Below are 24193 nucleotides of genomic sequence, written 5' to 3' on the forward strand. Positions count from 1 at the left end.
CCTTCGGGTTGACGACGCGCAGTGTCGTGGTCATCGGTCCTCCCTGCGGGTGCCGCGCAGCTGGACGACGTAGGCGATCACCGCGGTGATGACGCCCATGATGATCGCGACCGTGGCGGCGTAGTTGTACTGCTGACCGGCGAACGACAGGTTGTAGGCGTACATGTTCGGCGTGAAGTAGCTCGTGATCACGTTGTTCGCGAGCGGCTTGAGCACGTTCGGCTCGTTGAACAGCTGGAAGCTGCCGATGATCGAGAAGATCGTCGCGATGACGATCGCGCCGCGCGCGGCCGGCAGCTTGATCGCGCGGATCACCTGCCATCCGCGGGCTCCGTCGATCTCGGCGGCCTCGTAGAGGTCGGCGGGGATCGTCTTCAGGGCCGAGTAGAAGATCAGCATGTTGTAGCCGACGTACTCCCAGGTGACGATGTTGCCGATCGAGGCGAGGATCCAGGTGGAGGAGAACGGCTGGATCACATCCGCGCCCAGCATCCGGTTCAGGTCCGCGACGAGCCCGAAGTTGTCGCCGTACATGAAGCCCCAGATCAGCACCGCGACCACGGCGGGTACCGCGTAGGGGAGGAAGATCACCATGCGGAAGAGCCCGGTGGCGTAGAGGCGCGCGCTGTCGATCGCGAGCGCGGCGATGAGGGCCAGCACGAGCATGATCGGCACCTGCACGAGCAGGAACAGCACGACGCGAAGGAAGCCGTCCCAGAACTGGGGGTCGCTCAGCGCCGCGACGTAGTTGTCCCAGCCGACGAAGCTGTTGCCGCCGACGAGCCGCTTCTGGAAGAAGCTGAGGTAGAGCGCGTACGCGAGCGGCGCGATGAACACCAGCGCGAAGACGACCGCGAACGGACCGGCGAACTGCCATCCCCGCCAGTCCCGCCGCCGGCGGCGGATCGCCGCCATCATCGGTGTCCCCCTGCGTCGGTGCGGACCACGCGGACATCCCACGCGCCGAGGTCCAGCGACGCACCGGCGGGGAGCGTCTCGCCGGTGAGCGCATCGACGGCGGATGCGGCGAGCGTGACCCGCTGCGGCGTCCATCCCCAGTTGAAGAGAAACGCGTGGCGCACGCCGGGGGCGACACCGCTCTGCACGGTGACGGGAGCGGGGATCTCCGCCAGCACGCCGCCGCGGTCGAGCCCGGCGCCGGCGAAGACCGCGCGTGCGAGCGACGGCGTCGGCACGGTGCCGACGACGGTGATCCGTCCGCGACCGTGGGCATGCGTCGTCACGGCCGCGAAGTCGTCGAACCTCGGGTGGTCGTAGCCGGCGATCTTCTCGGCCGCACCGGCAAGGAGACCGTCGACCCAGAGCGTCCCGGCGGCGTCCTCGGGCAGGCCCGTCCCCCGCACGGGCACGGGGGCCTCGAGGTTCGAGTACTCCTCGTAGCTGACACCCGCGGCTTCCGCCAGGCCGGGCGGGGCTACCTCCACGCGAGCCCGCGCTTCCTCGTCCGCATACGCGGTGCGCGGCCCGAGGATGAGATGTCCGCCGAGCGCCGCGTAGTCGCGCAGCATCCGGATGTCCTCGTCGGAGGCGATGTAGACGCCCGCGGCGACCAGCACGGGGAAGCGCTCGACCAGCGTCTCGGGCGCGAGCTCCCGCGCCTGCTCGACGTGGAGGATGCGCACCTGCGCGCCGGCGTCGATCGCGCCGCGGTAGAACCCGTCGACGATGTGCTCGTAGGACTCGGCGTCGGGCGCACCCCCGGGCTGCGCGAACGGCGGCATGAACTGCAGGGCGAAGCGGCTCGGCGTGGACCAGAGGATCGCGACCTCCGCGTCCGGTTCGTAGCCGGCGAGCGCAGAGCCCAGCGCCCGAAGGTCGGCGCCGATGCGGCTCACCTCCCGGTAGACCCGGCCGGGTACCAGGCTGTGCGGGAGGACTCCGCCCCAGAACGTCTCGGCCCCGTACGGGAGCGTGTGCCAGTGCCAGTACTCGACGAGCGCGGCGCCGCGGGAGATGAAGGCGAACGCGGCCTGGCGCAGCTGACCGGGGTACGGCGGGAAGTTGTTCTCGGACGCGTCGATCGCCTGCGCGTTGGTCTCCGTGACCAGATACCGCCCCTGCTGCGACGAGTACAGCCGGTCGGCCTGGCGGAACAGACCGGCCACCCCGCTCGTCGTCCAGTAGTTCAGCGCCGGGAGCTCCTTCGAGGCATCCAGGCGATCCTGCATCCCGTAGTACGGATTCCCCGCCGCGACATCCAACGCCGCCACGACCGTGCGGTCGTCGAGCGCGGGGCGCGGGTACTGCAGGCACGTGGTCACGAACTGGTCGGGCCGGGCGTACTCGCGCACGATCGCCGCCTGCCAGGCGATGAAGTCGGTCGTCACCTGCGCCTGGTACCGGCGCCAGGCCAGGTCGTACTGCGGGAACGTGTTCCCGTCCGGGCGCCAGAGCTCGCTCCAGTCGTCGATGCGGTGCGACCAGTAGGTCAGGCCCCACTCCCGGTTGAGCGTTTCGACGTCCCCGTACTGCCGCTTGAGCGACCGGACGAACCCGGTGAACACACCGTGGTTGTGCAGGAGCTCCAGACCCGGCTCGTTGTCGACCTGGTAGCCGATCACCGCCGGGTGGGATGCGTAGCGCTGCGCGATCCGGCGGACCACCCGCTCCGCGTGGAACCGGAAGGCCGGGTGCGAGTAGTCCACTTCCTGCCGGGCACCCCACGCGATCCGCTCGCCGGTGCGCCGCTCGCCCGCGATCTCCGGGTACGCCGCCTGCAGCCAGGGCGGCACCGCGTAGGTCGGTGTGCCGAGGATGACGCGGATCCCGCGGGCGTGCGCCTCATCCAGCGTCGGCTGCAGCCATTCGAGATCGAACTCGCCGTCGCGCGGCTCCCACGTCGACCAGACCGACTCGCCGACGCGGATCAGCGTGATGCCCGCCGCGACCATGAGGTCGAGGTCCTCGGTCAGCCGGTCCGCGAGGTGGTACTCGGGGTAGTAGGCGACACCGAGGAGGACCTCGGCGGGAAGGGCGGGCGTCATTGCGGGCATCGAACTCGAGTACTCCATCGGACTGGATCGAACGAGCAAACTTTTATCGAAAACAGTTTGACTCGTCGGCTATTGTTCTCGATAACAGTTCGTGGCGCAACCCTTGTTTCAGAGATCGAGATGCGGAGTTCGGAATGGCCGACCCTTCGACCGCAGGCGGCCCCTCTGCGCTCCCCCGTCGGGGGGCGACGATCTATGATGTCGCGCGCGTCGCCGGAGTCTCGCATCAGTCCGTCAGCCGATACGTGCGCGGCCTCGACATGCGGGCGGCCACGAAGGTGAAGATCGAGGCGGCGATCGCGACGCTCGACTACAAGCCCAACCTCTCGGCGCGGGCGCTCATCACCGGACGATCGACGCGCATCGGCGCGCTCACCCACGAAGCACACCAGTACGGTCCGGCGATGGTCATCCAGGGGGCGACGGCCGCGGCCCGCCAGGCCGGCTATCTTCTGGACGTCGTGAGCCTCGACATGGGCGACGTGACCGAGATCGGCCACGCCATCCGCGCGCTCACCCAGTACGACCTCGCGGGGATCGTGGCGTTCGCCTCGACGGATGGGACGCGCCAGGTCTTCGAGGAGACGCGCTTCGATGTCCCGGTCATCATCGCGAGTGAGACCGACGAGCCCGAGACGCTGGCGGCGTCGCGGGCGGCGACGCGCGGGATCGACGAGGCGATCGGGCATCTGCAGCAGCTGGGCCACACCTCGTTCCTCCACATCGCCGGCCCCGAGGACTGGGCCGCGGCCCGCAACCGCCTGCACGCGTTCCGGTCATCCATCGATCGACGCGGCCTCCACGTCGCGGGCGTCCGGTACGGGGACTGGTCGGCGAAGTCCGGATACGACGCGATCGCGACGCTCGGCGACGAGGAGGCGCGCGTGCCGACCGCGATCGTCGCCGCGAACGATCAGATGGCGCTCGGGGCGATGTACGCCCTCCGCCGCCGCGGCCTCGACGTGCCGCGCGACGTGAGCGTCACGGGCCTCGACGACACCCCGGACTCGGCCTACTTCACACCCGCCCTGACGACCATCCGCGTGGACTTCCAGACGGAGGGACGCGAGGCGGTCGAGGCCCTGCTGGCCGTGATCGACCCGGGCGAGACCGCCGCAGTCCGCACCGACGACGCCCCCGGCTCCGAGAGCCTGGTGGTCCGGGACTCGACCGCCGTCGCCCCACCCCGCCCCGCCGCCTGACCCTCCGGGCGCCGCCGGTCGAGATCAGTCGAGCAGCGCAGACCGCACCCGCTCGACATCGACGATGATCTGCGGATCGTAGTTCGACCGGTCACGGACTGCTCATCGCCCGCTTACGTGGTCGAAGACCAGCAGACCATGGCGTCCCTGTTCGTCTTCAATCTCCTCGTAGCGGGAACGCCACTACCGGAAGCTCACCGGCCGAAACCTCGTCCGCACCGGAGACGTGCTCGGCGTACCACGCAGCGTCATGGTCGACACTGTCGACGCCATGGCGCGCGAACTCCCGGATGCGTTCGAGGCGGTCATCGCCCAGGTCCCGGCCGACATGGTCACCGATCTGCTGCCCGCCACGCCCGGACGAGTCCGCACTTTCGCGGACGAGTTCGTGCGTAGGATCCACGGCGAGGACCTGGGCCACGCGAGCATCCCACGGTTCACCGGGGCGACCGCCGTGGGCCGGCCGGCCACCGGACAGATCTGGGAGCCCGGCGAAAATGGGGCGCCGGTCAGTGGATCGCCGGTCGCTATCGGACCAGATCCAGACGCTGACGTCGTCGTTCGTCACAGCGACACGCTCACGCAGGGGTGGAACGATGGCGTATGGTCGCCAGGCACGTCGTGTTCTTCGAAACTGCGGGTGAACCCGGCCCCGATCGTGTCAAGGACTTCAGCATCTATCTATCCGCTGCCAACGGCCGCCTCGGCCCCTTCACCGAAGCAGCGCCCCTCGACGAACTTGCCGCCCGCTTCGCTCGTCCCTCTCGCTGAGCAACATCCGCGGCACCTAGTCCAGAAGCGAGTCATTCCTTAGCTAGGAAAAACATCTTGCGGACGAAGCATTCTTGAACGTCGAGCAAACAGGCTACGGATACGTCTGCGCGGGACGCTAGCTTCGGACACGGGGAATCTTCAAGTGAACGGGCGACAGAGTACGCCCGCTAATCGCTAATTGTCATGCCCTCAAATGGTCAAATCAGCAGGAGAGATTCGAAAAGACGGATCGCTCGTCGGAGGCCGGATTTGGGCTCTCCGCTAGGTCATGCAGGACTGAGACTTCGGGATCGACCGGTTCCGAAGGTGGGGCAGCAACTGAGGCTGGAGGACGACATGAAACCACACGGACGAGCAATTGCGCTCGGATTTCTGATCGCCGCGCTGGCGCTGACAGGAGCCGCGGGGATGACCAACGGCGCCTATGCATCGGACGCGCCACCCATCACGACCGACAAGGATGCGGTAAGCGCGTTCGTGGCCGATGTAGGCCAGGAATTCATCGACAATCAGAGAACGCTCGGCGAACTGAAGTCCTGGATCCTGGCGCAGCCGAAGGTTGAGGCGAGCGGGTACATCGACCAGGTCAACGACGCCACGAACCTCGCCACACGGCTGCTCTGGTACGGGGACGACCCTCTGAAGGCGGCGGCCCTTAAACAGGCCGAAGCGCTCGGCATCACGGCGACCGTCGAGCAGCGGCCGCAGCCGCTTCGCGAGATCAACGCGACAGCCCAGAAGATCGCGGCGAGCGCCGAGCAGCTTGCTTCGTCCGGCTTCACGCTGGCGACGGTCGTGGGGGTGCAGGCCGACACGTCGGAGATTCAGGTCGAAGGCGAATTCAGCGACGCCGCACGATCTGCCGACGCCGCGAACACCGTCTCGAAGGAGCTGCAGGACATCGTCGGCGTTCCCGTCTCGGTGGTCGGCGGGCATCACGCCGACCCGGCCGTCGCAACGCGATCCAACGACACAAGTCCCTTCTATGCGGGCGGGTACATGATTTCCAACGGTTCGACCTGCTCGTCCGGTTTCGCGCTGTGGGTAGGCGGCGACACCCACACCACTACCGCGCGACACTGCAACCCCTCTGCCGGCGGCTACACGGCGCGTGACGGGAGCGCCAACTACGGCGGTGTCGTCGCAACCTCATCGGACGGGGGGCTCAACGTCCTGCTCTCCCATGGCGGCGGCCGCACCTTCGACAACGAGTGGAACAACGCCATCGGATTCACCAAGAGCGTCTACAACCTCTACGACGTCGGACTCAACGACCTCATCTGCTCGAGCGGAGGCAACTCCGGTGTCCATTGCAACGTCAAGGTCACCGCGATGAGCGTGTACTGGAACGACGGCTTCGGATCCTTCTCGAACATCCGTGGCGTCCAGCAGACCAGCGGAGCGATCGCCGCGATCCAGGGTGATAGCGGCGGACCGGTATTCATGCCATACGGCGGAGGCGACGCGCAGCGCGTCGGGGCGGTCGGCATCATTCAAGCAGCCGAGAACGGTTCGACCTCGGGGTGTGGATCTGTCCACGACTCTGGCGGCATCTGCTCGGCGACGATTCTCTTCTCCTCCATCCACACGGTCATCCTCTATGGCGGGCTGTTGAATGCCAGCCTCGTGACCGGAGGCTGACCGATAGCTCCCAGCGCGTTCGATTAGGTTCGTCCGCAGAGCTGGATCCGCATCTAGAAGGCAAGGGAACCTATATCGTGTCCGTCCGCATGCCGGCCGCTCGTCTACTTTGGGCAGGCGTCTGCGGCCTCGTGACGCTTGTCCTGCTGGTGGCCAGTGGGTGCGCCGCGGCCACGCCTGAGTCGCCGCCGTCCGCATCCAGCACAGGAGAACAGCCGTGCATCGACAGGGGCCTGGCTCCCTTCGGATGCGCGTCGTTCCGATCCGTAAGCGGATCCGACGCCAGCGGTCCGGTGAGCTGGCTCTCCACAACCCCCCTGACGCTGACGTTCAGCGTTCTGAATTACACGCCGACGCTGATCATCGTGACCCCATGCAACACCCTGAACGTTCCGATCACGATCAGCGCGGACCATCTAACTCCACACGAAAACGACATCGTCGTCGGAACCAAGGGGTGCATCGGTTCCGCAGCCGATCACGAAGCCTGGGCCAGACAGCTGGTGTCCTCACCCCTCAGCTACTCACTCCAGCAGGACGAGCTTCATCTTCACGGTTCCGATCAGTCCATCCTTCTCACGAGGAACGCTGCGTCGCCGCGCTGAGCATCCGGGACTGTAGCACTCAGTTTCTGAACGCGAATCCCCAAAGTAGCGTTCGCTTGGTCCACGAACAAAGTCTGCGGTCCTTCGTTTTCGGGACATATATGCGATCGATCTCGAGGTCTTCACGAATACCTTCGACAAGTTCATCAATGAGCAACTCGAGGTCGCTCAGAAAGGTCGTGAACTTTGCGGCCTTGGCGAAACTTTTCGATGGCCCCGTCAAGGACATCGAATACACTCGCTCCGTCTCGGTCACGCCTACGCATCTCTCGCCTCTGGAGACGTGTCATGGTCTTCCGGCTGCCACCGCCCGGATACGGACGCTCGTAACCACAAGGTTGAATCCGCGTGCTCCGCGGACCTGCGGTGCATCGACACTGCTGGAGTTCGGTTCGCGAACGTAGATCAGCGCCTGCAAAACAGGCGCTGATCTGGGAAAAATGGCGGTGACGGTGGGATTTGAACCCACGGTAGGGGGTTACCCTACACAACTTTTCGAGAGTTGCACCTTCGGCCGCTCGGACACGTCACCGCCGACGATCTTACGACACTGCGGCCGAGCGGGCTAATCCCCTCGGGCCTGCATCTCCAACGTCGCGACCGCCATGTCGAACAGCAGCGACTGCGCTATCTCGACGGCTCTGTCGCGGCGGGCACCCGCCAGGACCACGTAGACAGGCCCAACGATCTCGATGAAGCCGACCACCCGGCCGCCGAATCGCACCTCGTAACGGTCGGCATCGACACGGAGGCAATCGGCGTGGAGCGGACGCCGCCGAGGCGGTGGTGTCCAGGGTGAACGAGTCGGGATCTGGACCGGTTTCGGCGTCCGGCCGGACACGACGGCCGGTGTCTGCACAACCATGCCGCCCCCTCTCCTCTTGTCACGACCCACCATCCTCTTTTCTGGACGGAGCGCAAGAGAGGTTGACACCGACGGCCTGAGATGGCATTGGCCGCGGGCAGCCGGGGCCGCGCTAGCGTGGCGGCATGGCGTCCCCCACGATGACCTCCACCCAGAGACGCGTGCTCGCGGTCGCCATCCTGGCGTCGTTCGTCGCGTTCCTCGACGGCACGATCGTGAACGTCGCTCTGCCTGCGATCCAGCGCGACCTCGGCGGCGGACTGATCACGCAGCAGTGGACGGTGGATGCCTACCTCATCACGCTCGGATCGCTCATCCTCGTCGCGGGCTCCGTGAGCGACGCGTTCGGCCGGGTGCTCGTCCTGCGGATCGGCCTCATCGGCTTCGGCATCGCGTCGATCGCCGTGGGGCTCGCGCCCGATCCGATCTTCCTCATCGTCGCGCGGGCGGTCCAGGGCGCGGCCGGCGCGTTCCTCGTGCCGAGCTCGCTCGCGCTCATCACCTCGACGTTCGAGGGCCATGCGCGCGGCCGCGCGATCGGGATCTGGACCGGCCTCACGACGATCGCGATGATCGCCGGGCCTCTCCTCGGCGGCTTGCTCGTCGACCTCGCCTCCTGGCGGTATGCGTTCCTCATCAACGTCGTGCCGATCGCGATCACACTGTGGCTCGTGCATCCGTTGCGGAAGACGGATCGACGGATGCCGGATGCCTCCATCGACTGGCTCGGCGCGATCCTCTGCACGGTCGGACTCGGCGCGGCGGTCTTCGCACTCATCGAGCAGCCGAACCTCGGCTGGGACAGCCCGATCATCTGGCTGTCGCTCGGCGGCGGCATCCTGCTGTTCGGGCTCTTCCTCCTGAGGCAGCGGACGGCGCGGTCGCCGATCCTGCCGCTGGGGCTGTTCCGCGCGCGCAACTTCTGGGCCGGCAACGTCGCGACGACCTTCGTGTATGCGGCCCTGTCGCTCAACGGGTTCGTCGTCGCCGTCTACCTGCAGCAGGGCGCGGGGCTGCCCGCGACGCTCGCGGGGCTCGCCAGCCTCCCGGCGACGGCCATGATGATCCTGCTCAGCTCGCGCGCCGGCGCGCTCTCGGACACGTTCGGGCCCCGCTTCTTCATGACGGTCGGCCCGCTCGTGATGGCGATCGGCAGCCTGCTGCTCCTCACCGTCTCGCCCGACTTCAACTACTGGCTGCAGGTGCTGCCGGGTATCGTCCTGTTCGGTCTGGGCCTCGCCACGACCGTGTCGCCGCTGACCTCCGCCGTGCTGGGCGCCGTCGACACCGCGCGCTCCGGCATCGCATCCGCCGTCAACAACGCGGTCGCCCGCGTCGCGGGGCTCCTCGCCGTGGCGATGCTCGCCGCGATCACGGGCGGCAGCCTCGACCTCACGGGGTTCCACCGCAGCGCGATCGTCACGGCGGTGCTCCTCACGGCCGGCGGGATCGCCTCGTTCCTCGGCATCCGCAACCCGCCGCATGAGGATGCCAGACTGTCGCCGTGAGCGTCATCGAGAACTCGAAGATCACCATCATCGGCGCCGGAGCGGTCGGCGCGAGCGCCGCCTACGCGTGCCTCGTCCGCGGCTCCGCGAGGCGCATCGCGCTGTACGACATCGCCGCCGCCAAGGTCGACGCGGAGGTCCTCGACCTCGCACACGGCACCCAGTTCACCGGGTCGAGCGAGATCATGGGCGGCAGCGACCTGTCGGTCGTCGAGGGCTCGCACGTCGTCGTCATCACGGCGGGTGCGAAGCAGAAGCCCGGGCAGACGCGCATCGAACTGGCGGGGGTCAACGCCCGCACCCTGCGCGGGATGATGCCGCAACTGCTCGACGTCGCGCCGGGCGCGATCTACGTCGTCGTGACGAACCCGTGCGACGTGCTGACCGTCATCGCGCAGCGCGCGACCGGGCTGCCGCCCGAGCGCATCTTCGCGTCCGGCACGGTGCTCGACACGTCGCGGCTGCGCTGGAAGCTCGGGCAGCGCGCGGGCGTCTCGCCGTCGAGCGTGCACGCCTACATCATCGGCGAGCACGGCGACACCGAGTTCCCGCTCTGGTCGCGCGCGACGATCGGACCCGTGCCGATCGGCGAGTGGCAGGCCGCGGGGCATCCACTCATGTCGCCTGCGGAGCTCGACGACATCGCGGTCGAGGTGCGGGATGCCGCCTACGCGGTCATCCGCGGCAAAGGCGCGACGAACCACGCGATCGGCCTGTCCACCGCCCGGATCGTCGAGGCGATCCTCCGGGACGAGCACGCCGTCATGCCCGTCAGCACCGTGCTGCACGACTTCCAGGGGATCGACGGCGTGGCGCTGTCGGTGCCCTCCATCGTGAGCGCCGCGGGGGCGTTCCCGATCCGCGAGACCGTCTTCGACGAGCGCGAGCTCACGCTCCTGCGCCGCTCGGCCGACGCCCTCCGCGCCGCCGAGGAGTCCCTCCGCGCCTGACCGCGGGCTCGCCCGTCGCGAGTGACGCCGCGGTCGGTCGGAGGCGACAGGTGAGCAGCCCGCCGCCGCGTCAGCGGGCGGGGCGGCGGCGAAGGGGCAGGGCGACGAGGATGCCCGCGATCCCGAACATCGCGCCCGCGGCGAAGACCACGACGAGCGGCACCGCCCAGGCGCCCGTCACCTCGTGCAGCGCGCCGAGCGCGACCGGCCCGGTCGCCGCGAGCGCGTATCCGGCGCCCTGGACGAATCCGGATCGGCCGGCGATCGCGTGCACACCCCCGCCGAGGGCCGTGATCAGGATGATCACGACCGTGAATCCGGCCCCCTGCGCGAGCCCGCCCACGATGCACCACAGCAGCCAGAGCTCGGGTGCGACCAGGAACCCGAGCGGGAGGATGACCCATCCCACGGCCGCGGCCACGACGCCCGCGGCGATCGAGAACCGCGTGGTCACGAGCGGCAGGGTGAGCGCGCCGGCGATCCCCCCGACCTGGAACACGGCGGAGATGGCCCCGGCCGCCGTGCCGCCGAAGCCCTGCGCCGCGAGCAGCGACGGCAGCCAGGCCGTCATCCCGTAGAAGCAGAAGGACTGTCCCGCGAAGGCGGCGGCGAGCAGCCACGTCGTCGGCACGCGCAGAATCCCGCTCGATCCGCGGGGGCGCTGCGCGAGCGCGGGCCGCGCGGGTACCAGCGCCCCACGGAGCCCGTGCAGCCCGATCCACACTCCCAGCGCGACGAGCCCGAAGCCCGCCCACACCGCGATCGCACCCTGCCATCCGATGCCGGTGGCCAGCGGCGCGGTCGCGATCGTCACGGTCATCGTGCCGACGTTGAGCGCCGAGGCGTACACCCCGCTCATGACCTGCACGCGCTCCGGCGGGAACTCGCGCGCGATGATGAGCGGGACCACGACGTTGCCGATCGTGAGGAACAGGCCGATGATCGCGGTGCCGACGAGCGCCGCGGCGAGGCTGCCGGCCGAGCGCACGAGCGTGCCCGCGATCCCGCCGATGAGGCACACGCTGAGCGCGAAGTCGGCTCCGCCGCGCCGGATGATCGCCACCGCCAGCGGCGAGCACAGCGCGAACGCCAGGACCGGGATGCTCGTGAACAGCCCGACGACGGCCGGCGTGATCCCGAGCGCGGCCTCGACCTCGTCCGCGACGGGCGCCACCGCGACGATCGGCGCGCGCATCATTGCCGCGGCGAAGAGCACCGCGACCGTGAGAGCGACGAGCCGGCCTCCCGTCAGCCGAGGGGAGGGGGACGGCGGGAAGCTCACCCGGCCACGTTACGCGCTCCCGGGCCCCGAGGGCGCGGCCTGCCGTGCGGGGGATGTCGGACGGCCCGCCTACGCTGGCGGAATGGCCACCCGCCGAACCACGACCGCGCCCTACCGATGCACCGAGTGCGGCTGGACCACGCTGCGCTGGGTGGGGCGCTGCGGCGAATGCCAGCAGTGGGGCACCGTCGTCGAGGCGGCCGAGCAGACCGGCATCGTCCGGTCGGTCGTCGCCGCCGCCGCACCACCGGTCGGGCGCGCAGCTCGACGGATCACGGACGTCACGGTCGCGGAGGCGCCGCGCCGCTCGAGCGGCGTCGGCGAGGTCGACCGCGTGCTGGGCGGCGGGATCGTCCCCGGCGCCGCGATCCTGCTGTCCGGCGAGCCCGGCATCGGGAAGTCGACGCTCCTGCTCGAGGTCGCGGCGCAGAGCGCGCGATCCGGGCGCCGCGTCCTCTACGCGAGCGGCGAGGAGTCGGCGGCGCAGGTCCGGCTCCGCGCCGAGCGCACGGGCGCGCTGCACGACGAGCTCTACCTCGCGAGCGAGACCGACCTCGCGACGATCCTCGGGCACATCGACGAGGTGGAGCCCGAGCTCGTCGTCGTCGACTCCGTGCAGACCGTGTCCTCGTCGCTTTCCGAGGGGATGGCGGGGCACCCGAGCCAGGTGCGCGAGGTCGCGTCGACGCTCATCCGGGTGGCGAAGGAGCGCGGCATCCCCGTCGTCCTGGTGGGGCACGTGACGAAGGACGGATCGATCGCGGGCCCGCGCATCCTCGAGCACCTCGTCGACGTCGTCTGCCACTTCGAGGGCGACCGGCAGACATCGCTGCGCTTCGTCCGCGCGCTCAAGAACCGGTTCGGGCCGACCGATGAGGTCGGCTGCTTCGACATGACCGATGCCGGCATCGTCGAGGTGCCCGACCCGAGCGCGCTGTTCCTCGGCCAGGGGCGCCCGGTCGCCGGCACCTGCGTCACGATCGCGCTCGAGGGGCGACGCGCGATCCCGATCGAGGTGCAGGCGCTCACGGTCGCGACGACGGCGCCGAATCCGCGCCGGGTCGTGAGCGGCGTGGATGCGGCGCGCGTCGCGATGGTGCTCGCGGTGCTCGAGAAGCGCGGTCGCGTCCGCACCTCCGACCAGGAGGTGTACGTGTCGACGGTCGGCGGCGCACGCCTGCTGGAGCCCGCGGCCGACCTTGCGATCGCGATCGCGGTGGCCGGCGCCATTCAGGATCGCGCGCACGGCCCGCGGACGGTCGCGATCGGAGAGCTCAGCCTCGCGGGCGAGATCCGCCCCGTCACGCAGGGCGCGCAGCGGCGGGGTGAGGCGGAGCGGCTCGGTTACCGCACGGTCGTCGACCATTCGTCCGGCGACCTGGGCGGCGCGTTCCGCGACCTGCGCGTGCGGGCGACCGCCTCCGCCGGAGAGGCTGAGCCGGGCTTCTGACTCAGGCGTCCAGCGCCGTGACGACGTCGGCCGGGGTCGCCTGCATCGGATGCGGCCCCGCGATGTCGAAGAACACCGTCGTGATCTCGTCGCCGTGGGTCGACAGGAACGCACGGAGCCAGCCCGGCGACTGCAGGCTCACCGCAGGCGGGAGGCTGGCCGGCTTGTGGGCTGCGTCGCTGAACAGGAGCAGCGCGACCTGCTGCGTGTCGGGGTCGCGGTAGGTCCACACCTCGCCGCTGTCGCGCGGGTCGTCCCGCTGACCCGGCCGCATGAGGGGCACCACGGTCGGCCCGTGGCGAAGGGCGAAGGCGACCGCCGCCATGTCCTGTGTCTGCAGCGCGTCCGTCAGAGCCGGGTTCCGGAAGACGAGCGGCTCCTTCGGCGCCTTGCCCTTCTTGCCCGACGCCCTCTTCCCCGATGAGGCCATCACGCCAGCCTACCGGCGACGTTGGACCCGGGCAGACCCGGCGAGGGCTAATGTGCCGCTCAGGAAGGAGGGCGCACCGTGGCGGACTCTGGGGACTCCTCTCATCAGACCGACGATGCGGCGGAGGTCGGCAGCGGCACACGCGTCCTCACGTTCGCGACGTGGGCCTGGCTGTTCATCCTGACGACGATCGGCGTGGTGCAGCTGCTCCGATACCAATGGGGCGACGCGATCATCTTCGGCACGGCGGCCCTCGTGCTCGGCGTCGACCTCGCCCTGCCGCACGGACGGCGGCGCGCACGGCGGCTCCGGCTTCCGCTCCTCCTGGCCACCGCCGCGATCGCGGCGATCCCGCTCGTGCTGCTCCCCCGGCACAGCGTGGCCCTCGCGATCCCGATGATCGCGGTCGGCGCCCTGGCGATCCTCGCGGCGTGGCCCGGGGGCACTCGGACACGGCGGCCGTGGTCGCGCCCGCTGCGTGCGCTCGCGATCTCCTGGGTCGCGATCTGGATCGCCGGATGCCTGTGGGAGATCGCCGAGGTGACGCTGGGCGGGATCGCCCCGGGCGGACGCAGCGCCTACCCGGCGCTCAGCGACATCCTCAACCCCGTCCTCGACGACGTCATCGGCAAGGCCGTCTTCGTCGTGGTCTGGCTCGCGGTCGGGGTGTTCCTCGTGCGGAGGGCGGTGTCGCGATGATCCTCAGCATCGGCGTCTACGCCCTCTGCGGGATCGGCCTCGTCCTCAGCGCGCTGATCGCCCGCCGCGCGGACCCCGAGGCCACGGTGGCGGAGCTGTTCGACCGCATCCTCTCGTCCCGCACGACGAGCATCGCGGTCATCGTGTGCTGGTGGTGGCTCGGCTGGCACTTCCTCGTCGCGCAGACGATCGACCCCGGCGCGTAACGGACGGTGCCGCTCAGTAGAGCAGGAACGACGCGGGCTGCGCGGACGGGACCCCGCCGATCGACACCGCGAGGCGGTACGTGGCGCCTCCCCCGGGAGCCTGCTGCCGGCCGCCGCCGTCGCAGCTCGACACCGACGAGCGCGTGCGATCCCACGTCAGCGGCGCCGCGCTCTGCACGCTCTGCCCGGCCGCGAGGGTCACGATCATGTCGCTCGGCTGCGACTGGCAGTCGGTCGAGCGCCACCACGTGTCGGATCCGCTGGTGATCGTGAACGCCTGTGCGCTCGTGCCCACGTTCATCGTGCAGTCGTGGGCGCCGTGGTTGGTGAGCTTGATCGACAGCTGCGGATTCTCCCCGGACGCGTACTCGCCCTTGTCGGTGAGCGCCTCCACGGTGAGGTCGCCGGTCGTGCACGCGGGCGCGGCGGCGGCCGTCGGGGTGGGCTGCGGCGTCTGGTTCGGGGTGGCGACCGCAGCGGGCGTCGCCGCCGGAGCCGGCGTGACCGTGGCCGGCGGCGTTGGCGTGTCGGATGTCGTCGGCACGGGGGTGCTCGCGGTCGGAGACGGCTCGGCCGCCGCCCCGCGCCATGGTTGAGCGGCGAGCACCCAGATGAGCACGACCAGCAACGCGACCACGACGACGAGGAGCAGCAGCGCGGCCAGGCGGCGGCGCCGGTAGACCGCCGGCGACGTGCGGCGGCGCGGGCTCGTGCTGCTCATGACGCCCAGGGTAGGCAGTGCACCGGAGTCACAGGTGCTTCAGCATGCGCGTGTTGCCGAGCGTGTTGGGCTTCACATGGGCGAGATCGAGGAACTCCGCGACACCCTCGTCGGGGCTGCGCAGCAGCTGCGAGTACACGTCCGGGCCGACGACGTGCTCGCCGATCGGTGCGAACCCCTGCCGCGTGAAGAAGTCGACCTCGAAGGTCAGGCAGAACAGCCGGGAGAGACCGAGGCCCTCGGCATCCCGCTCCAGCTCGTCCACGATGGCTCGACCGACCCCGCGGTGCAGCCACTCGTCGGCGACGATCAGGGTGCGGACCTCGCCGAGGTCCTCCCACATGACGTGGAGCGCACCGCATCCGATGATCGTGCCGCGTGCATCCTCCGCGACGACGAACTGCTGGATCGACTCGTACAGCACCACGATGTCCTTGCCGAGCAGGATCCGGCGCTGCACGTACGGGTCGAGCATCGCGTGGATCGCCGTCACGTCCCGCGTCCGCGCGGGGCGCACGGTGAAGGTCGGCTCGGAGGTCACCCCTCCAGGGTAGGCGCGGGCCCGTGCACGGCCCGGGTCACGCGCCGTCGCGGATGAGACCCGCGGCCAGCTCGCCGATCGCGACCGCCGTCGCCGCCGGGCCCCGCGACGGGACGACCGGGAGCATCGACAGGTCCGCGACCCGGAGCCCGCGGATGCCGTGGACCCGGCCCGAGCCGTCGACGACATCGCCCATCCGGGCCGTGCCGCACGTGTGCAGCGCCGTCCCGAGGTGCGCACGGAGCCAGGCGTCGAGCCGCGCGTCGTCGTCGAGGACCGCGTCCCCGAGCTCGGTCAGCCGGTCCGCGATCCCCGCGAACGCGGACGAGGACAGGAGGGCGGCCGCCATGCGCACGCCGACCCGGAGCCTCTCGAGATCCTCGGCGGACGCCAGGTACCGGAACTCGATCCGCGATGGGACGAGCGGATCCGCCGACCGCAGCGACAGCCGCCCCCGGCTCGCCGGCGTCTGCAGCCCGACCAGCAGCTGCACCTCGCTGCCCCGCGGGATCGCGGACGCGTTGGCGCGTCCGGCGAGCAGCTCGCCGATCGTCCGGGCGGCGAAGAGGAGCTCGAGGTCGCCGTCCGGGTGCTCGCCGCCGGCCCGCGCGTGCAGCGCGACCGGGAACGCGGTCGATTCCACGGGATCGAGCGGGGCGGCCGGCCGCCATCCGACCGCGATCTGCGGGTGGTCGCTGAAGCCCTCGCCGACCGGCAGGTCCGCGACCACCGGCAGGCCGAGGCCCTCGAGGTCGCCGCGCGGCCCGATCCCGGAATGGAGCAACAGGTGCGCCGTGCCGAGCGCGCCGGCGCACAGCACGACCTCGTCGGCCTCGACGATGCCGCGGTCGGTGTCGAGCCCGACCGCGCGACCGCTCTCGATGAGGACGCGTCGGACGCGCGTGCCCGCGAGGATCCGGAGATTCGGCCGATCGCGGACGGGATCGAGGTAGGCGTGCGCCGCGTTGACTCGGATGCCGTCGATCACGTTCGAGGGCACCGGCCCGACCCCCGGCGCCCCGGGCGCGTTCTTGTCCGGATCGTCCGCGAACCCGGCCGCGCGCGCCGCCGCGACGAAGGCGCCCACCGCCCCGGCGTCCGTCCGCGGACGGCGCACCGGGATCGGCCCGGACCCGCCGTGCCACTCGGTCGCGCCGTAGTCCCGGTCGTCCTCCAGCGCGCGCAGGATCGGCAGCATCCGCGCGTAGCTCCAGGCCTCGCCGCCGACGCTCGCCCACCCGTCGAAGTCGGCCGGGCGTGCGCGGATGAACACGCCGCCGTTGATCGCCGAGGAGCCGCCGACGATCCGCCCGCGGACGAGGGTGAACGGATGCCCGGGCGCCAGCTCCGCGGGGAAGCCCGCGCTGGCCGGATGCCCCGGCCGCGCGCCCTGGATGGTGGTGCCGTCGAGCAGCTCGGCAGGGAACGGGCGCGGATCGGGGCCCGCCTCGACGAGCACGACGGAGGCGGCCGGATCCTCGCTCAGGCGCGCCGCGAGCACGGCGCCCGAGGCGCCCGCGCCGACGACCACCGTGCGCGTCATCCGGCGCCGTCCCGCAGGCGCTCGCCGACCTTCACGAAGGCCTCGTCGATGAGCGCGAGCAGGTCCGCCTCGGGTCGCGCGAGCCACTGCTCGTACGCCGCGAGGCTCAGGCCGAGGCAGACCCAGGCGATCGCCTGCGGCTCGATCGAGTCCGCCGGCTCGTGGAGACGGGCGCCGACGAACTCCGCGAGCACGTCCCGCCAGGCCGCGTAGCGCAGGGTCGAGTGCGCCACGAGGGTGGGGACGTTCAACAGCAGCTGCATCCGCTGCCGGTGGTACGGCAGCTCGTCGGCCGGATAGCGGTTGAAGTCGATCACCGCGCGCCGCAGCGCCTCGCGGAGCGGGACGTCGGCCGGCACCGTGTCGAGGTAGGCCCGCATGCTGCTCAGCAGACGGTCGAAGTCGCCCCACGGGAGGTCGTTCTTCGACGCGAAGTAGCGGAAGAACGTGCGCCGGCCGATGCCGGCGGCCGCGACGATCTCGTCGATGGTCGTCTCATCGAAGCCCCGCTCGAGGAAGAGCGTGACCCCGATGTGGCTCAGCTCGCCGTGCGTCGTGGCGCGGGCACGACCGGACCGGCGGGCCGTCTCGATCCGCTCAGCCTCGCTCACGTTCGTGCTCCGTCTTCGGATTCGTCGGCGAACCTCTTCCAATCGGCACTCGGTGTCATTAGTATCGACGATCAGGCGAGTGCGCCAGACGATGAAGTTTACGGAAAGCAAGGGAGCATTCCATGGAGCCGAGCACGCAGACCGCGAACGAGCAGGACGCCGTAGAGATCGACACTCTCGTCGAAGAGGTCTCGATCGACGGCATGTGCGGCGTCTACTGAACCGGATGGACGCGGACGCTGCCTGGCGGCTTCACCCCCAGGTCTCGGTGCGCCCGGAGCCGTTCGGGGCACTTCTCTACCACTTCGGCACGCGCAAGCTCTCCTTCCTGAAGGACCGCACGCTGCTCGAGCTCGTCGACGCTCTCGGCGAGTCGGACAGCGCCGTCGCGGCCTGTGACCGCGTCGGCATCCCCGTCGACGACCGCCCGCGATACCTGCGAGCGCTCGCGACGCTCGAGGCCTCCGCCATGATCGAGGAGCGTGCCGCATGACCCTCGTCGCACCGGGGCCGACGCGCCTCGTCGACCACTTCGAGCGGGGCCTGGATGCCCCGATCTGCCTGACATGGGAGCTCACGTACGCGTGCAACCTCTCGTGCGTCCACTGTCTGTCCTCGTCCGGCCGCCGCGATCCGCGGGAGTTGTCCACCGAGGAGTGCAAGGCCGTCATCGACGAGCTCGAGCGGATGCAGGTGTTCTACGTCAACATCGGCGGCGGCGAGCCGACCGTGCGCTCCGACTTCTGGGAGCTCGTCGACTACGCGACCGCGCACCACGTCGGCGTGAAGTTCTCCACGAACGGCGTGAAGATCACGCCCGAGGTGGCGACGCGGCTCGCGAAGAACGACTACCTCGACATCCAGATCTCCCTCGACGGCGCGACCGCCGACGTCAACGACGACGTGCGCGGACCCGGCTCCTACGACACGGCGATCCGCGCGATGGAGAACCTGCAGGCCGCCGGCTTCGAGAACTTCAAGCTCTCGGTGGTCTGCACGCGGCAGAACATCTCGCAGCTCGACGAGTTCAAGGCGATCGCCGACCGCTACGGCGCGCAGCTGCGGCTCACGCGCCTGCGCCCGTCCGGCCGCGGCGCCGACGTGTGGGACGAGCTGCACCCCCTGCCGGCGCAGCAGCGCGAGCTCTACGACTGGCTCGTCGCGAACGGCGAGAACGTCCTGACCGGCGACTCCTTCTTCCACCTGTCCGCATATGGCGAGGCGCTTCCCGGCCTCAACCTCTGCGGCGCAGGCCGCGTCGTGTGCCTCATCGACCCGGTCGGTGACGTGTACGCGTGCCCGTTCGCGATCCACGAGGAGTTCCTCGCCGGCAACGTGCGCGAGCAGGGCTTCCAGCACGTGTGGCAGCGCTCCGAGCTGTTCCAGCGGCTCCGCGAGCCGCAGTCGGGCGGCGCGTGCTCGTCGTGCCAGTTCTTCGACACGTGCAAGGGCGGATGCATGGCCGCGAAGTTCTTCACGGGGCTTCCGCTCGACGGCCCGGATCCGGAATGCGTCCAGGGCTTCGGCGAGCAGCTCCTCAAGGACAAGGACAAGCTCGCCCCGCAGAAGCCGTCCGGCGACCACTCCCACCGCACGACCCGGTATTCCAAGTCGGGTCGCGTGCCGGTCACGATCGGCCGGCGCCCGGGTGCGATGAACATCGGGGCCGCCCTCGAGATCAAGCCCAACCTGACCCGCACAAGCGGTGCCCCGCACATGCCGGTCAACGACCTCGCCGACGACCCGCTCGCCGACTTCACCCCCGGCGACCGCTCCGATCTCTCCTGACGAGATCTCGGCCTAGCGTTTTGGCACTGAGTGTCATTATGATGGGCGAGGACGCGTAACGCGCCCGCCGACCGATCAAGGAGGATCGCCATGGCAGGACGTCTCGAGGGCAAGGTCGCCTTCATCACCGGGGCAGCACGGGGCCAGGGCCGCGCGCACGCCGTCAAGCTCGCGAGCGAAGGCGCCGACATCATCGCCGTCGACCTCGCCGGCCCCCTCGACTACGTGCCCTACGACTCGGCGACCCCCGCCGACCTCGAGGAGACCGTGCGGCAGGTCGAGGCGCTGGACCGGCGGATCCTCGCGACGATCGCCGACGTGCGCGATCTCGCGGCGCTCCGGGATGCCGTGGACCAGGGCGTCGCCGAGCTCGGCCGCCTCGACGTGATCGTCGCGAACGCGGGCATCTGCATCCCCGAGGCGTGGGACACGATCACGCCCGAGACGTTCAAGGCGACGATCGACACGAACGTCACCGGCGTCTGGAACACCGTCATGGCGGGCGCGCACCACATCGTCGACGGCGGACGCGGCGGCTCGATCGTCCTCATCAGCTCCTACGCGGGCAAGAAGATGCAGCCGTTCATGGTGCACTACACGGCTAGCAAGCACGCCGTCACCGGCATGACCCGCGCCTTCGCCGCAGAGCTCGGCCCCCACAACATCCGCGTCAACAGCGTGCACCCCGGCGGCGTCAACACGCCCATGGGGTCCGGCGACATGATCGGCGCGATCACGCGCTCGAGCGCGACCAACCCGGCCCTCGGGGGGATGAGCACCCCGTTCCTGCCGATCTACGTCGCCGAGCCGGAGGACATCGCCGATACCGTGGCGTTCCTCGCCTCGGACGACTCGCGCCTCATCACCGCGGAGCACATCAGCGTCGACCAGGGCGCGCACTCGTACTGACCCCGAAGGCGGGAGTCAGAGGAAAGGACCTTCATGTACTGGCCGTGGAAGCAGAATCCGTGGTTCGAATCCGTTCTCGAAGCCCAGCGGCGGGCGAAGAAGCGGCTCCCGCCATCGGTGTACGCCGCACTCGTCGCCGGGTCCGAGCGGGGCGCGACGCCCCGTGACAACACCGACGCGTTCGCCGAGATGCAGTTCGCGCCCCACGTCGCGGGGCACCAGGCTCAGCGCGACCTGTCGACGACCGTGCTCGGCATCCCGGTCTCCCTCCCGGTGATCATCTCGCCGACGGGCGTGCAGGCCGTGCACCCCGACGGCGAGGTCGCCGTCGCGCGCGCCGCCGCCGCGCGCGGCACGATCATGGGCCTGAGCTCGTTCGCGAGCAAGCCGGTCGAAGAGGTCGTGGCCGCCAACGAGAACACCTTCTTCCAGCTGTACTGGACGGGCTCGCGCGAGTCGATGATCGAGCGGATGGATCGCGCCCGCGCCGCCGGCGCGAAGGCGCTCATCGCGACGCTCGACTGGTCGTTCTCGGTCGGCCGCGACTGGGGCAGCCCGGCCATCCCGGAGAAGATGGACCTCAAGGCGATGCTGAAGTTCGCGCCGGAGGGGATCCGTCGCCCCCGGTGGATGCTCGACTTCGCGAAGCACGGCATCCCCGACCTGACCGCACCCAACCTCCAACCTCCGGGCGGCACGGCGCCGACGTTCTTCGGCGCGTACTACGAGTGGATGCAGACTCCGCCGCCCAGCTGGGACGACGTGAAGTGGCTGCGCGAGCAGTGGGGCGGGAAGTTCCTGCTGAAGGGCGTCACGCGCGTCGACGACGCGAAGCGCGCTGTGGACGTCGGCGCCGACGCCATCTCGGTCTCCAACCACGGCGGCAACAACCTCGACACGACCCCCGCGTCGATCCGGTGCCTGGGGCCCGTGGCCGACGCGGTCGGCGACCAGATCGAGGTCCTGCTCGACGGCGGCATCCGCCGCGGCGGCGACGTCGCGAAGGCCCTGGCGCTCGGCGCGCGGGCCGTCATGATCGGCCGCGCGTACCTGTGGGGCCTCGCGGCGAACGGGCAGACCGGCGTCGAGAACGTCCTCGACCTGCTGCGGATGGGGCTCGACTCGGCCGTCCTCGGCCTCGGCCACTCCTCCATCGGCGAGCTCAGCCGGGAGGACTTCTGGATCCCCGCGGACTTCTCGCGCGAGCTGGGCGCCGCCGCCACCGCGCCGGTCGCGCGTGTCGTCCCGGCGAAGAAGGCGACCGCCGCGGCCTGACCCGGAGCCGGACAGCCGGCCGGGAGAATGGTGGGCATGCATCCGCTCGACGCATCGCCGGATCTCGGGGAGCGCACATGGGAGACCACGGGCGCTCCCCTTCTGCTCGTGCCGCTCGGCTCGACGGAGCAGCACGGTCCGCACCTGCCGCTCGCGACCGACGCGCTCGTCGCACAGGCCGTGGCGGAGGAGCTGCGCGCGCTCTGCGCCGCCGACGGCACGGACACCGTCGTCGGTCCGCTCCTCGCCTACGGCGCGAGCGGCGAGCACGAGGGCTTCCCGGGCACGATCTCGATCGGGACGGAGGCGCTCGTCGCGGTCCTCGTCGAGCTCGGCCGCTCCGCGAGCGCGTGGGCCCCGCGGCTCGTGGTCGTGAACGGACACGGCGGGAACGTCGAGGCGCTACGGCGCGCGATCCCGCTCCTGCGCGCCGAGGGCCGGGATGCGGCGTGGCTGCCGTGCAGCCCGGGTCCGCAGGACCGGCCCGCGGACCTGCACGCCGGATGGGTCGAGACCTCGCTCGTCGCGCGGATCGCGCCCGGGCTCGTGCGCGGCGACCGCGCCACCGCGGGCGACACCCGCGCGCCGGCCGAGCTGCTCCCCGACCTCCGGCGCCAGGGCGTGCGCGCGATCGCCCCGAACGGGGTGCTCGGCGACCCGGCCGGGGCGGACGCCGACCACGGAGCCGCGCTGCTCGCGGACATGGTCCGAGGCGCGCGGGACCGCCTCGCACGCGGCCGGGTGGACGACGGCGGGATGCTGACGTGAGGGCGCTCCCGGACGGGATGGTCGTGCGGATCGGGCGCCATACGCGCGTGCGCGACGACGGCACGCTGCTCGTCGGCGGCGCGCCCACCCGCGTCGCACGGCTCACCCCCCGGGCGGCCGCCCTCGCGCGGGACGGCCGCGTCGTCGTTCGGGATGCCGCGAGCCGCGCGCTCGCCGCGCACCTCCTCGACACCGGCCTCGGCGACCCGGTGGCGGCATCCCTCCCGCCGGTTCCGCTCTCGGAGCTGACGGTCGTGGTCCCCGTCAAGGACCGCGTCGCGCCGCTCGATCGGCTCCTCGCGAGTCTGCCGGCGGGGCTCGGGGGCACGATCGTCGTCGACGACGGCTCCGCCGACCCGGCGCCGATCGCGGCCGTCGTCGCCCGGCACGGGGCCCGGCTCATCGCGTTCCCGGAGAACCTCGGCGTCTCGACCGCCCGCAACACCGGGCTCGCCGAGGCCACCACGCCGTTCGTCGCGTTCATCGACTCCGACGTCGAGGTCGAGCCGGGGAGCCTCGAGATGCTGCTGCGGCACTTCGGCGATCCGCTCGTCGCGCTGACCGCCCCGCGCGTGCTCGGACGCGAGCGCGAGCACCCGGGCTGGATCACCCGGTACGAGGACGCGCGCTCCTCGCTCGACCTCGGGAACGACGCCGCGAGCGTGCGACCCGGCAGCCGCGTCACCTGGGTCTCGGGCACGTGCCTCGTCGCACGCGTCGCCGACGTGTCCGGCTTCGACGCCACGATGCGCGTCGGCGAGGACGTCGACCTCGTCTGGCGGCTCATCGACGCCGGCCGCGTCGTGCGGTACGAGCCCTCCGCCGTCGTCCGGCACGACCATCGGACGAGCGCCCGGCGCTGGATGGCGCGGAAGTTCTTCTACGGCACGGGCGCCCTGCCCCTCGGAGAGCGCCACCCGACCGAGATCGCACCCGTCGTGCTGCCGCCGTGGGCGGCCGGCATGCTCGTCGTGCTGGCGGCGCAGCGGCGCTGGTCCCTGCCGGGTGCCGCCGCGATCTGCGCCGTCGTGATCCTGCGTGTCGCCCGCCGGCTCCCCCACGCGCGGCATCCGCGGCGCACCGCCGCGCGCCTCGTCGGCGACGGCGCGCTCGCGTCCCTCGGACAGGGGAGCGCCCTACTCGTGCGGCACTGGTGGCCGCTCGCGCTCGCCGCGAGCCTCGTGTCCCGCCGCGCCCGGCGCGCGGTCGCCGTCGCGGCGGTCGTGGATGCCGCCGTGGAGTACGCGCGGCTGCGCCCGCGGCTCGACCCCGTCCGCTTCTTCGCCGCGCGCCGCCTCGACGACCTCGCCTACGGCGCCGGCGTGTGGTGGAGCGCGCTGCGCGGCCGGTCGCTGCGCGCGCTGATGCCCCGCATCACCCGCGGCCACCACGACTGACACGACGAAGGGGC

The 24193-nt window shown here is 70.7% G+C and carries 26 protein-coding genes and 1 tRNA gene; 16 read left to right on the forward strand and 11 right to left on the reverse strand.

The features are described from left to right. Positions 1–30 precede the first annotated feature (30 nt). Both ABCS02_RS11730 and ABCS02_RS11735 read right to left on the reverse strand, forming a co-directional pair. Positions 31–918 carry a sugar ABC transporter permease gene (locus ABCS02_RS11730; protein ID WP_345835818.1) on the reverse strand — a complete coding sequence of 296 codons (888 nt, stop codon included), beginning with the start codon at positions 916–918 and terminating at the stop codon, positions 31–33. After that, positions 915–3005 carry a beta-galactosidase gene (locus tag ABCS02_RS11735; protein ID WP_345835819.1) on the reverse strand — a complete coding sequence of 697 codons (2091 nt, stop codon included), beginning with the start codon at positions 3003–3005 and terminating at the stop codon, positions 915–917. Before ABCS02_RS11735 ends, ABCS02_RS11730 begins: the two co-directional genes overlap by 4 nt. 143 nt (positions 3006–3148) lie before the next feature. Here ABCS02_RS11735 and ABCS02_RS11740 point away from each other — a divergent pair, with 143 nt between their 5' ends. After that, on the forward strand, positions 3149–4216 hold the full coding sequence (locus tag ABCS02_RS11740) for a substrate-binding domain-containing protein (RefSeq protein WP_345835820.1): 1068 nt from the start codon (positions 3149–3151) through the stop codon (positions 4214–4216). Between the two features lie 157 nt (positions 4217–4373). On the opposite strand, the gene ABCS02_RS11745 is transcribed toward ABCS02_RS11740, so the two are convergent. Further along, positions 4374–4784, reverse strand: coding sequence for a hypothetical protein (locus ABCS02_RS11745; RefSeq protein ID WP_345835821.1), 411 nt, complete (start codon positions 4782–4784; stop codon positions 4374–4376). 35 nt (positions 4785–4819) lie between these two features. Here ABCS02_RS11745 and ABCS02_RS11750 point away from each other — a divergent pair, with 35 nt between their 5' ends. The 3 genes from ABCS02_RS11750 to ABCS02_RS11760 all read left to right on the forward strand — a co-directional run bounded on the left by ABCS02_RS11750 (position 4820) and on the right by ABCS02_RS11760 (position 7236). After that, on the forward strand, positions 4820–4987 hold the full coding sequence (locus tag ABCS02_RS11750) for a hypothetical protein (RefSeq protein ID WP_345835822.1): 168 nt from the start codon (positions 4820–4822) through the stop codon (positions 4985–4987). A gap of 309 nt (positions 4988–5296) precedes the next feature. Then, complete coding sequence (locus tag ABCS02_RS11755; RefSeq protein ID WP_345835823.1) at positions 5297–6631, forward strand: hypothetical protein; 1335 nt, start codon at positions 5297–5299, stop codon at positions 6629–6631. 77 nt (positions 6632–6708) lie between these two features. Further along, on the forward strand, positions 6709–7236 hold the full coding sequence (locus ABCS02_RS11760; protein WP_345835824.1) for a hypothetical protein: 528 nt from the start codon (positions 6709–6711) through the stop codon (positions 7234–7236). 441 nt (positions 7237–7677) lie between these two features. Here the strand turns inward: ABCS02_RS11760 and ABCS02_RS11765 are convergent. Both ABCS02_RS11765 and ABCS02_RS11770 read right to left on the reverse strand, forming a co-directional pair. Continuing rightward, positions 7678–7768, reverse strand: a tRNA-Ser gene (locus ABCS02_RS11765). 33 nt (positions 7769–7801) lie between these two features. Next, a complete protein-coding gene (locus tag ABCS02_RS11770; RefSeq protein WP_345835825.1) occupies positions 7802–8101 on the reverse strand; it encodes a hypothetical protein in 300 nt (99 codons plus the stop codon). Positions 8102–8226: 125 nt separating this feature from the next. Here ABCS02_RS11770 and ABCS02_RS11775 point away from each other — a divergent pair, with 125 nt between their 5' ends. Both ABCS02_RS11775 and ABCS02_RS11780 read left to right on the forward strand, forming a co-directional pair. Beyond that, positions 8227–9609 carry an MFS transporter gene (locus tag ABCS02_RS11775; RefSeq protein WP_345835826.1) on the forward strand — a complete coding sequence of 461 codons (1383 nt, stop codon included), beginning with the start codon at positions 8227–8229 and terminating at the stop codon, positions 9607–9609. After that, positions 9606–10559 carry an L-lactate dehydrogenase gene (locus ABCS02_RS11780; protein WP_345835827.1) on the forward strand — a complete coding sequence of 318 codons (954 nt, stop codon included), beginning with the start codon at positions 9606–9608 and terminating at the stop codon, positions 10557–10559. The genes ABCS02_RS11775 and ABCS02_RS11780 overlap by 4 nt, the downstream gene beginning before the upstream one ends. A gap of 70 nt (positions 10560–10629) precedes the next feature. Here the strand turns inward: ABCS02_RS11780 and ABCS02_RS11785 are convergent, their stop codons facing one another. Continuing rightward, the gene (locus tag ABCS02_RS11785; RefSeq protein WP_345835828.1) at positions 10630–11841 is read right to left on the reverse strand and encodes an MFS transporter; all 1212 of its coding nucleotides are present in this window, start codon (positions 11839–11841) and stop codon (positions 10630–10632) included. A gap of 82 nt (positions 11842–11923) precedes the next feature. On the opposite strand from ABCS02_RS11785, the gene radA reads away from it, so the two are divergent. Beyond that, positions 11924–13291: a DNA repair protein RadA gene (radA, locus tag ABCS02_RS11790; RefSeq protein WP_345835829.1), complete on the forward strand. Its 1368-nt coding sequence runs from the start codon at positions 11924–11926 to the stop codon at positions 13289–13291. A gap of 1 nt (position 13292) precedes the next feature. On the opposite strand, the gene ABCS02_RS11795 is transcribed toward radA, so the two are convergent. Beyond that, entirely contained in the window at positions 13293–13721 is a 429-nt protein-coding gene (locus ABCS02_RS11795; RefSeq protein WP_345835830.1) for a dehydrogenase, read from the reverse strand. Between the two features lie 78 nt (positions 13722–13799). On the opposite strand from ABCS02_RS11795, the gene ABCS02_RS11800 reads away from it, so the two are divergent. Both ABCS02_RS11800 and ABCS02_RS11805 read left to right on the forward strand, forming a co-directional pair. Further along, a complete protein-coding gene (locus ABCS02_RS11800; protein ID WP_345835831.1) occupies positions 13800–14420 on the forward strand; it encodes a hypothetical protein in 621 nt (206 codons plus the stop codon). Beyond that, on the forward strand, positions 14417–14626 hold the full coding sequence (locus ABCS02_RS11805; RefSeq protein ID WP_345835832.1) for a DUF6186 family protein: 210 nt from the start codon (positions 14417–14419) through the stop codon (positions 14624–14626). The genes ABCS02_RS11800 and ABCS02_RS11805 overlap by 4 nt, the downstream gene beginning before the upstream one ends. Positions 14627–14639: 13 nt before the next feature. Here the strand turns inward: ABCS02_RS11805 and ABCS02_RS11810 are convergent, their stop codons facing one another. From ABCS02_RS11810 to mftR, 4 genes are read right to left on the reverse strand one after another with little or no spacing between them, the layout of a single operon-like run. Continuing rightward, the gene (locus ABCS02_RS11810; RefSeq protein WP_345835833.1) at positions 14640–15347 is read right to left on the reverse strand and encodes a hypothetical protein; all 708 of its coding nucleotides are present in this window, start codon (positions 15345–15347) and stop codon (positions 14640–14642) included. 28 nt (positions 15348–15375) lie between these two features. Continuing rightward, positions 15376–15888: an amino-acid N-acetyltransferase gene (locus tag ABCS02_RS11815; RefSeq protein WP_345835834.1), complete on the reverse strand. Its 513-nt coding sequence runs from the start codon at positions 15886–15888 to the stop codon at positions 15376–15378. A 37-nt stretch (positions 15889–15925) separates the two neighbouring features. Next, complete coding sequence (gene mftG / locus ABCS02_RS11820) at positions 15926–17431, reverse strand: mycofactocin system GMC family oxidoreductase MftG (RefSeq protein ID WP_345835835.1); 1506 nt, start codon at positions 17429–17431, stop codon at positions 15926–15928. Then, positions 17428–18042 carry a mycofactocin system transcriptional regulator gene (mftR, locus tag ABCS02_RS11825; protein WP_345835836.1) on the reverse strand — a complete coding sequence of 205 codons (615 nt, stop codon included), beginning with the start codon at positions 18040–18042 and terminating at the stop codon, positions 17428–17430. Before mftR ends, mftG begins: the two co-directional genes overlap by 4 nt. A 122-nt stretch (positions 18043–18164) precedes the next feature. Here mftR and mftA point away from each other — a divergent pair, with 122 nt between their 5' ends. The 7 genes from mftA (at position 18165) to mftF (ending at position 24179) form a co-directional block, all read left to right on the forward strand. Then, positions 18165–18263, forward strand: coding sequence for a mycofactocin precursor MftA (mftA, locus tag ABCS02_RS11830; RefSeq protein WP_345835837.1), 99 nt, complete (start codon positions 18165–18167; stop codon positions 18261–18263). 5 nt (positions 18264–18268) lie between these two features. Further along, a complete protein-coding gene (gene mftB / locus ABCS02_RS11835; RefSeq protein WP_345835838.1) occupies positions 18269–18535 on the forward strand; it encodes a mycofactocin biosynthesis chaperone MftB in 267 nt (88 codons plus the stop codon). Then, entirely contained in the window at positions 18532–19830 is a 1299-nt protein-coding gene (gene mftC, locus ABCS02_RS11840) for a mycofactocin radical SAM maturase (protein ID WP_345835839.1), read from the forward strand. The genes mftB and mftC overlap by 4 nt, the downstream gene beginning before the upstream one ends. Positions 19831–19920: 90 nt before the next feature. Then, on the forward strand, positions 19921–20739 hold the full coding sequence (locus tag ABCS02_RS11845; RefSeq protein ID WP_345835840.1) for a mycofactocin-coupled SDR family oxidoreductase: 819 nt from the start codon (positions 19921–19923) through the stop codon (positions 20737–20739). Between the two features lie 33 nt (positions 20740–20772). Then, positions 20773–22014: a pre-mycofactocin synthase MftD gene (gene mftD / locus ABCS02_RS11850; RefSeq protein ID WP_345835841.1), complete on the forward strand. Its 1242-nt coding sequence runs from the start codon at positions 20773–20775 to the stop codon at positions 22012–22014. Positions 22015–22050: 36 nt separating this feature from the next. After that, positions 22051–22782 carry a mycofactocin biosynthesis peptidyl-dipeptidase MftE gene (mftE, locus tag ABCS02_RS11855; protein WP_345835842.1) on the forward strand — a complete coding sequence of 244 codons (732 nt, stop codon included), beginning with the start codon at positions 22051–22053 and terminating at the stop codon, positions 22780–22782. Then, the gene (mftF, locus tag ABCS02_RS11860) at positions 22779–24179 is read left to right on the forward strand and encodes a mycofactocin biosynthesis glycosyltransferase MftF (protein WP_345835843.1); all 1401 of its coding nucleotides are present in this window, start codon (positions 22779–22781) and stop codon (positions 24177–24179) included. The genes mftE and mftF overlap by 4 nt, the downstream gene beginning before the upstream one ends. The last annotated feature ends 14 nt before the right edge of the window (positions 24180–24193 follow it).

The sequence above is a fragment of the Microbacterium sp. X-17 genome (assembly GCF_039615055.1).